Source organism: Streptomyces sp. NPDC086777, assembly GCF_040702065.1.
GTDB lineage: Bacteria > Actinomycetota > Actinomycetes > Streptomycetales > Streptomycetaceae > Streptomyces.
Genome location: NZ_JBFBJI010000048.1, coordinates 56,094 through 64,673, shown reverse-complemented (window position 1 = coordinate 64,673; position 8,580 = coordinate 56,094). Strand labels below are relative to the sequence as shown.

5 protein-coding genes and 1 pseudogene are annotated in these 8,580 nt (G+C 72.3%); 4 read left to right on the top strand and 2 right to left on the bottom strand.

The window, feature by feature from the left end; translation table 11 throughout:
- Positions 1-189: 189 nt before the first annotated feature.
- The 4 genes and pseudogenes from mfd (at position 190) to AB0472_RS40340 (ending at position 5,613) form a co-directional block, all read left to right on the top strand.
- On the top strand, positions 190-3,747 hold the full coding sequence (gene mfd / locus AB0472_RS40355; protein ID WP_366364342.1) for a transcription-repair coupling factor: 3,558 nt from the start codon (positions 190-192) through the stop codon (positions 3,745-3,747).
- A 377-nt stretch (positions 3,748-4,124) separates the two neighbouring features.
- Positions 4,125-4,361, top strand: a pseudogene (locus AB0472_RS40350) (hypothetical protein); the annotation flags it as partial.
- A gap of 169 nt (positions 4,362-4,530) precedes the next feature.
- The gene (locus tag AB0472_RS40345) at positions 4,531-5,226 is read left to right on the top strand and encodes an HNH endonuclease family protein (RefSeq protein WP_366364345.1); all 696 of its coding nucleotides are present in this window, start codon (positions 4,531-4,533) and stop codon (positions 5,224-5,226) included.
- 51 nt (positions 5,227-5,277) lie between these two features.
- On the top strand, positions 5,278-5,613 hold the full coding sequence (locus AB0472_RS40340; RefSeq protein ID WP_366364341.1) for an HNH endonuclease family protein: 336 nt from the start codon (positions 5,278-5,280) through the stop codon (positions 5,611-5,613).
- 24 nt (positions 5,614-5,637) lie between these two features.
- Here the strand turns inward: AB0472_RS40340 and AB0472_RS40335 are convergent, their stop codons facing one another.
- Both AB0472_RS40335 and AB0472_RS40330 read right to left on the bottom strand, forming a co-directional pair.
- Entirely contained in the window at positions 5,638-6,762 is a 1,125-nt protein-coding gene (locus AB0472_RS40335) for a hypothetical protein (protein WP_366364340.1), read from the bottom strand.
- Entirely contained in the window at positions 6,759-8,555 is a 1,797-nt protein-coding gene (locus tag AB0472_RS40330; protein WP_366364339.1) for a M48 family metalloprotease, read from the bottom strand. Before AB0472_RS40330 ends, AB0472_RS40335 begins: the two co-directional genes overlap by 4 nt.
- Positions 8,556-8,580 lie beyond the last annotated feature (25 nt).

Genomic DNA, 8,580 nt, shown 5'->3' with positions numbered 1-8,580 from the left:
GCATAGGCTTCGGGGGTCCAGGGGGCGGAGCCCCCTGGTACGGCCACCGGGGCGTACGGCGTCACCAGGGCCACGGAGGTTATCCACAGCCCCGGCACCCGCGCCCGCGTAGTCGTAGGCTGGAGACCCCCCGGTCGCAGCCCGCGCCGGGCACTTCGCGTTGCCCACCCCCCGACGAAAGCCGCCTGAATGAGCCTGCACGGTCTGCTCGACGCCGTCGTCAAGGACCCCGCCCTCGCGGAAGCGATCAAGGCGGCCGCGGACGGCAACCGCATGCACGTCGACCTGGTCGGCCCTCCCGCGGCCCGCCCCCTCGCGGTCGCCGCCCTGGCCCGCGAGGCCGGCCGCCCCGTCCTCGCCGTCACCGCCACCGGCCGAGAGGCCGAGGACCTGGCGTCGGCGCTGCGCACCCTGCTGCCCTCCGAGGGCGTCGCCGAGTACCCCTCCTGGGAGACGCTCCCGCACGAGCGGCTCAGCCCGCGCAGCGACACCGTCGGCCGCCGCCTCGCCGTCCTGCGCCGCCTCGCCCACCCCAGCTCCGACGACCCCGAGACCGGCCCGGTCTCCGTCGTCGTCGCCCCCGTACGCTCCGTGCTCCAGCCGCAGGTCAAGGGCCTCGGCGACCTGGAGCCGGTGGCGCTGCGCACCGGGCAGAGCGCCGACCTGAACGAGGTGGTGGAAGCCCTCGCGGCCGCCGCCTACGCGCGCGTGGAGCTCGTCGAGAAGCGCGGCGAGTTCGCCGTACGCGGCGGCATCCTGGACGTCTTCCCGCCCACCGAGGAACACCCCCTGCGCGTCGAGTTCTGGGGCGACGACGTCGAGGAGATCCGCTACTTCAAGGTCGCCGACCAGCGCTCCCTGGAGGTCGCCGAGCACGGCCTGTGGGCGCCCCCCTGCCGTGAGCTGCTGCTCACCGAGGACGTCCGGGCCCGCGCGCGTGCCCTCGCGGAGGAACACCCCGAGCTCGGCGAACTGCTCAACAAGATCGCCGAGGGGATCGCCGTCGAGGGCATGGAGTCCCTCGCCCCGGTCCTGGTCGACGACATGGAACTGCTGCTCGACGTGCTGCCCAAGGGCGCCATGGCCGTGGTGTGCGACCCGGAGCGGGTCCGGACCCGTGCCGCCGACCTGGTGGCCACGAGCCAGGAGTTCCTCCAGGCGTCCTGGGCGGCCACCGCGGGCGGCGGCGAGGCGCCCATCGACGTCGGCGCGGCCTCCCTGTGGTCCATCGCGGACGTCCGCGACCGCGCCCGCGAGCTGGACATGATGTGGTGGTCGGTGTCGCCGTTCGCCGCCGACGAGTCGTTCACCCACGCCCTGGACGTGGTGGGTACGGCCGACACCCTCAAGCTGGGCATGCACGCCACGGAGACCTACCGCGGCGACACCGCGAAGGCGCTCGCCGACACCAAGGGCTGGCTGGCCGACGGCTGGCGCACGGTGTACGTCACCGAGGGCCACGGCACCGCCTCCCGCACGGTCGAGGTGCTCGGGAGCGAGGGCATCGCGGCCCGCCTCGACGTCGACCTGGGCGAGCTCGGCCCCTCGGTCGTGCACGTGTCGTGCGGCTCCATCGACTACGGATTCGTCGACCCCGCGCTCCGGCTCGCCGTCCTGACCGAGACCGACCTGTCCGGGCAGAAGGCGGCCGGCAGGGACGGCGCGCGGATGCCGGCCCGCCGCCGCAAGACCATCGACCCGCTCACCCTGGAGGCGGGCGACTACATCGTCCACGAGCAGCACGGCGTCGGCCGCTACATCGAGATGGTGCAGCGCACCGTGCAGGGCGCCACCCGCGAGTACCTGGTCGTGGAGTACGCCCCCGCCAAGCGGGGCCAGCCCGGCGACCGGCTGTACATCCCGACCGACCAGCTGGAGCAGATCACCAAGTACGTCGGCGGCGAGGCCCCCACCCTGCACCGCCTGGGCGGCGCGGACTGGACGAAGACCAAGGCGCGCGCCAAGAAGGCCGTCAAGGAGATCGCCGCCGACCTGATCAAGCTCTACAGCGCCCGCATGGCCGCCCCCGGCCACGCCTTCGGCGGGGACACCCCGTGGCAGCGCGAGCTGGAGGACGCCTTCCCGTACGCGGAGACCCCCGACCAGCTGACCACCATCGCCGAGGTCAAGGACGACATGGAGAAGTCGGTCCCGATGGACCGCCTGATCTGCGGCGACGTCGGCTACGGCAAGACGGAGATCGCGGTGCGGGCCGCCTTCAAGGCCGTCCAGGACGGCAAGCAGGTCGCCGTCCTGGTGCCCACCACCCTGCTCGTGCAGCAGCACTTCGGGACGTTCTCCGAGCGGTACTCGCAGTTCCCGGTGAGCGTGAAGGCGCTCTCCAGGTTCCAGACCGACACCGAGGCGAAGGCGACCCTGGAGGGGCTCAGGGAGGGCGCGGTCGACGTCGTCATCGGCACCCACCGCCTCTTCTCCTCGGAGACCAGGTTCAAGGACCTGGGCCTGGTCATCGTCGACGAGGAGCAGCGCTTCGGCGTCGAGCACAAGGAGCAGCTGAAGAAGCTCCGCGCCAACGTCGACGTGCTCACCATGTCGGCCACACCCATTCCCCGCACCCTGGAGATGGCGGTCACCGGCATCCGCGAGATGTCCACGATCACCACGCCACCGGAGGAGCGCCACCCGGTGCTCACCTTCGTCGGGCCGTACGAGGAGAAGCAGATCGGCGCCGCCATCCGTCGCGAACTGCTGCGCGAGGGCCAGGTCTTCTACATCCACAACCGGGTCGAGTCGATCGACCGCGCCGCGGCCAGGCTCCGCGACATCGTCCCCGAGGCCCGCATCGCGACCGCCCACGGCCAGATGTCCGAGTCGGCCCTCGAACAGGTCGTCGTCGACTTCTGGGAGAAGAAGTTCGACGTCCTCGTCTCGACCACGATCGTCGAGTCCGGCATCGACATCTCCAACGCCAACACCCTCATCGTCGAGCGCGGCGACACCTTCGGCCTGTCCCAGCTGCACCAGCTGCGCGGCCGCGTCGGCCGTGGGCGGGAGCGCGGGTACGCGTACTTCCTCTACCCGCCGGAGAAGCCCCTGACGGAGACGGCCCACGAGCGCCTCGCCACCATCGCCCAGCACACCGAGATGGGCGCCGGCATGTACGTCGCCATGAAGGACCTGGAGATCCGCGGCGCGGGCAACCTGCTCGGCGGCGAGCAGTCCGGGCACATCGCGGGCGTCGGCTTCGACCTGTACGTCCGCATGGTCGGCGAGGCGGTCGCGGACTACCGGCGGCAGCTGGAGACCGGGGAGATCGAGGAGGAGCCGCCGCTCGAGGTCAAGATCGAGCTGCCCGTCGACGCGCACGTCCCGCACGACTACGCGCCCGGCGAGCGGCTGCGTCTCCAGGCGTACCGCGCCATCGCCTCCGCCAACTCGGAGGACGACATCAGGGCGGTCCGCGAGGAACTCACCGACCGCTACGGCAAGCTGCCCGAACCGGTGGAGAACCTGCTGCTCGTCGCCGGGCTGCGGATGCTCGCCCGCGCGTGCGGCGTCGGCGAGATCGTGCTCCAGGGCACCAACATCCGGTTCGCGCCGGTGGAGTTGCGCGAGTCGCAGGAACTGCGCCTCAAGCGGCTGTACCCGGGGACCGTCATCAAGCCGGCCGTCCACCAGGTGCTGGTGCCCCGCCCGAAGACCGCGAAGGTCGGCGGCAAGCCGCTCGTCGGCCGGGAACTGCTGAGCTGGGTGGGGGAGTTCCTGGCCTCGATCCTGGGGTCGTAGCAGGACCCGGTCCCTGAAGCCGCGGAGCCGCGGAGCCGCCGTGCTGCGAAGTCACGGAGCCGCGAAGTCACGGAGCGGCGGAGTCACGGCGTCGTGAAGCCGTGGCTCCGCGGTCCGTTGCCCGGCCGGGAGCCGTGGGCGCGCGGCAGGGTGTGAGGCGGGCCGTCGGGGGGCGTTCGCCCGCCGCGGGGAGTGAGCGGGCGCGAAAGCGGACGGCGCGGGCTTCGGCCGGGGTGGCAACCGGACGCCTACAAGGCCGGGTTGCGGGCATGTGTCGTTCTGCGCCGTGTCCGGGGCGAACCGCCCGGCGGTCACCTTGGGACCAGCGGAAATCCGCCCGTGCGTAGGCGGACCGGGGCAAGGAGGAGGGGGCGCACGTGGCGCGTCTGAGGGGCGGGGCGGTCGTGGCCGTCGTCATGGTGTTCGCCGTGGCCGGCTGCAAGGACCTGCAGAACAAGGAGGCTTCGGGAGCCCCGGGCGCGACCGGCGGGGGAGCGGCCCTGACGGCCGCCGACTCGCTGACCGTCAAGGGGCGTGCGCCGAAGACCGGTTACTCCCGGGAGAGGTTCGGCTCCGCCTGGGCGGACACCGACTCCAACTCCTGCGACACCCGGGTTATCTCTATGCTGCGCGGCATGATCGCATGGTTTTCGCAGCTCATTCTGGGGGTGGTGGGCCATGCGTACTGAGAGGCACATGAGGTACAGCGCTGTGGGTCGGCGTGTTGTTGTGGCATCCGCCGTACTGGCGGCCACCGGAATCCTGATCACAGGCTGCAAGGACATTGCTCCACCTGAGGGCAGTGGATCCTCCGGTTCCGCCGTCTCGACCGCCGGTGATGGCCGGGCCGTGAACCCGCTGGACAATCCTGACGGCACGAAGCCGGGGCTGGGGGTGATCACCTCCACGGAGGACAGGGCGAAGGCGCGGTCGCTGATCGAAAAAGTGGCGACGAAGGGACGCGGGCCGAAGACGGGGTACGAGAGGGACAAGTTCGGCTACGCCTGGATGGACTCGGCTCCAGGCGCCATACCCTTTGCTCGCAACGGCTGTGACTCGCGAAACGATCTCTTGAAACGCGATGGCGAGAAGGTCCGGTTCCGGGCCGGATCCGACTGCGTCGTCGCCTCCATGACACTGCACGATCCGTACACCGGTAAGACCATCGAATGGACCAAGCCTCACGCCACGACGGTGCAGATAGACCACGTCATGCCGCTGTCGTACGACTGGCAGATGGGTGCCTCCCGTTGGACGAAGGACAAGCGGGAGGACATCGCCAACGACCCGCTCAACCTGATCCCCGTGGACGGCCCCACCAACGGCGCCAAGAGCGACTCGGGGCCCGCGACCTGGCTGCCCCCCAACAAGCAGATCCGCTGCTCCTACGTGGTGCGCTTCGCCCAGGTGTCACTCAAGTACGACCTTCCGGTGACGGCCGCGGACAAGCGGATGATGCTGACGCAGTGCGGCAGCTGACAAAGGCCGACACAGTCGGTATCAGCCGCGGGCCGCGGGAGCCGTGCTGCCGTGACCACGTTCCATACGGTCTGGAACAGGCACCCGGCCGACTGGGACGCCAGCAAGCGGATAGCCCTCGCCAACGACCCGCTCAACCTCCTGGCTGTCGACGCGAGCGCCAACCGGGGCAAGGGCGACGGCGACACCGCCACCTGGCTGCCGCCCGACAAGTCCTACCGCTGCACCTACGTGGCCGCGCAGGTCGCCGTGAAGAAGAAGTACGGCCTGTGGGTCACCTCCGCCGAGAAGGCCGCGATGAAGAAGGTGCTCGCCTCCTGTCCGGGCCAGAAACTCCCCTCGGGCGGCAACCCGACCAAGGCACCGTCCCGTTTCAAGGCGCGCTGAACCGGCCCGGGACCGCCGCGTGTGTCACTGGCCCGGGTACCGGCCGCGCGGCGGAGGGGCCGGGCGGCCCGCCTTCTCCCACGCCACGAAGGTGTTGGTGCGGGCGAAGACGAACGCCTTGACCGGGTTGGCGGAGTACGACCACGGCGGGCTGCCGACGTGTCCGCCGACCGCCCGGAACTGCTCGACGGCCTCCGGGTAGCGCTTCGTCCGGAACATGGCGTCCGCCAGCAGGTGCCGTACCGTCGGCAGCCGGTGGTGTCCGGCCGGAACGCGGTCCACGGCGTCCAGGGTGGCGTCCACGGCCGCCTGCACGAACGGCTGGTCGTACACGGGTGTCCCGGGCTCCCGGAACGAGTGCTCCATCAGGGCGTCCAGGCGCAGGACGGGCAGCAGGCTGCCCTGCGGTGCGGCGGCCGCGGCCTGTTCGGCGAACGCGTACATCAGCTCGTGCGAACCACGCCACTTGGCGCACCAGTACTGCAGCGCGCTCATGTGGGCTCCGAAGTGGTGCGGGTCGCGGGCGGTGATCTCGGCCCACAGTGCCCGGAAGTCGTCGTGCGACCAGCCGAGTCCCAGCGCGATGGTGATCTGCGCGATCCACGGACAGGGGTCCTCGGGCGCCATCCAGGCGGCTTCCCGGCAAGCAGGCAGCGCCTCGGCCAGCAGCCGGTGGAAGCCCTCGAACTGCTCCGCCGTGGTGCTCTTCGCCGACTTCGCGCCGCGGACCTTGCCCGCGAGCACGACCAGCGCTTCGGCGTGCACCAGGGCGGCGGACGGGTCGCCGGGGTACTCGGTCCGCCACGCCTTGAGCCAGGCGTCGTCCTCGGCGGCGGCGTGTACGAGGATGCCGAGCCGGTACCACCGCAGGTCCCAGTCGCGGCCCGCACCGGCCAGGTAGCCGGCGGCCCGCCGCCAGTCACCCGCGAGGGCGGCCGCGGCGACCGCGTCGGCCTCGGGATCGGGGCCCGCGAAACGGCTGTCGAGCTGGGCCGCGGGCACCAGCCCGTACTTGGCGGGGTCGATGTTGACCGGCGCCTTGGCCTTCGCCTCCGCCCTGAGCGCACGCGCCTTGCGGGCGTTGCGCGGGATGGTGACGGCCGCGTAGAGGAGGGCGCCGGCACCGGCTATGTCGATCAGGACGTTCATGTCGGGTCTTTCGGGTAGCGGCCGTCGAAGGGAGCGGCTGTCGAGACGGCCGGGGAGGCTGTCCGAGTATGGCTGCCGCCGGTCAGCAGAGCCCGCAGGGGGGTTGTGCCGGGCGGCTCGGCGATCGCGTGGTCCAGGGCTTCCTCCAGCGCCTCGGCGAACCGTTCGGGTGCCACCACCCGCACCGCGGGTCCGGCCCAGCACAGTTCCCACCGGCACAGCCCGGTGTCCAGCGCGGCGAGCAGGGCGAGCCGGCGCAGGGCGGTGCGGAAGGCCGTCCTGGCGAACTCGCGTGCCGCGCGCCCGCTGCTCCGGCCGGACTGCTCCGACCTGGGCAGCCGGCCGGCGATGTCGTACAGCAGGCCGTGGTCGATCAGGTCGAGGAGCTGGTGGAGGTGCGGCACCGCGGATGCCGGGGACCCGCCGACGCTCCGCGCGCCGGTCACCTGGGCCATGGCGTCCAGCAGCGGCCCCGCTTCCCGCGCCCAGCTCTCGCGCCGGGTCCACGCGGGCAGTTCCGCCCAGGGCACGCGCCGCCAGGACAGCGTCTGCGCGCTCAGTACGGCTCGTTCGAGTGCGGTGAGGACGCGGTCCGGCTCCCGGAACAGCGCGAGGGCGGGGCGCCGGGGGTGCGTGGTGGTGCGTCCGTCGTCGGGGAGCGACGTCAGGGCCGCGATGCGGTCGGCCGTGAGCGGGTGGCTGTCGTAGGGAGAGCTCTCCTCGGGGACCACCTCCTGGAGCGGCCCGCGGGCCCACGCGTCCAGTTCCGCCCGGCGTGCGCAGTCCGCGAGCAGCAGGGCGAGACCCCCGTGGAACTGCCCTTCCGGGGGCAGCAGGCCGGCGTCCCGCCCCAGCAGGGCGTACTCGCGCAGATAGAGGTCGTCGGCGGCTTCGAGCACGGGGATGCGGCGCAGTGCGGCGGCCGTGGTGTCCCGTCCGGCGACGCGGGCGGCCACCAGGTCGGCCGCGTACTCCTGCCTGCGGCTGACGGCCTCGGTCAGCCGCAGGCACAGCCGCGCGTACGCGCAGAAGACGAGGGCCAGATAGTGGTCCGGGCCCGGCGTCGGCTTCCGCTGGACCGCGGGCGGCCTGCCCGCCGCCCGGCGCCGGGCGGCCCGGCGGGCGGTCCTCGCCTTCGCCTCGGCCTCGTCACGCGCAGCCCGCCGGCGCAAGGTGTGGACGGTGTGCTGCAGCCTGCCGTGCAGCGCCCAGAGCAGGCCGCCCAGCCGGGTGTCGTCGTGGGCGTAGTGGCCGAGTTCGTGCCCGAGCACGGCGTCCAGTTCGTCCTGGGGCAGGCCGATCAGCAGCGCCACGCCGAGGAAGAGCCGCCGTTCGCCCGCGACCAGCCCGAGCCACCGGGCGTCCTCCCGCACCATGGCGTTGGCCCCTGGGACCACCCGGATCTCCGTGGGCGGCCGGGTGCCCACCCGCTCGGCCAGGTTGCGCACCTGCCGCCACAGCTCCGGCTGCTCACTCGGTGTCAGCGGCACTCCGCGCACCTCGTCGGGTCCGTCTCCGGGGCCGCGGGTGAGCAGGACGACCCGCACCACGCACCAGGCGATCGCCAGCGAGCCGAGGTAGCCCTCGACCGCCACGACGGTGAGGCCGGGGCCCCGGGCGAGGAAGAGGTCCAGGCCCGCCAGCACGAGGAGCAGCAGCAGGGCCAGCACGTAGAACCCGAGGAGCAGGCCGAGAACGAGCACGGCACGCAGCGGCGTTCCGGGCACGCCGCGATCTCGTACGGCGGGTTCGCCGGCGGCCGCCCGGTCGGCGGGGCGGGACGTCAGGCGCATCGGCATCCTTCACGGGAACGGAACG

What these genes read in the sequence shown, in the direction of transcription:
- mfd (WP_366364342.1), top strand. Translation starts at nt 190, where the DNA reads ATGAGCCTGCACGGTCTGCTCGACGCCGTCGTCAAGGACCCCGCCCTC.
- AB0472_RS40335 (WP_366364340.1), bottom strand. Translation starts at nt 6,762, where the DNA reads ATGAACGTCCTGATCGACATAGCCGGTGCCGGCGCCCTCCTCTACGCG.
- AB0472_RS40330 (WP_366364339.1), bottom strand. Translation starts at nt 8,555, where the DNA reads ATGCGCCTGACGTCCCGCCCCGCCGACCGGGCGGCCGCCGGCGAACCC.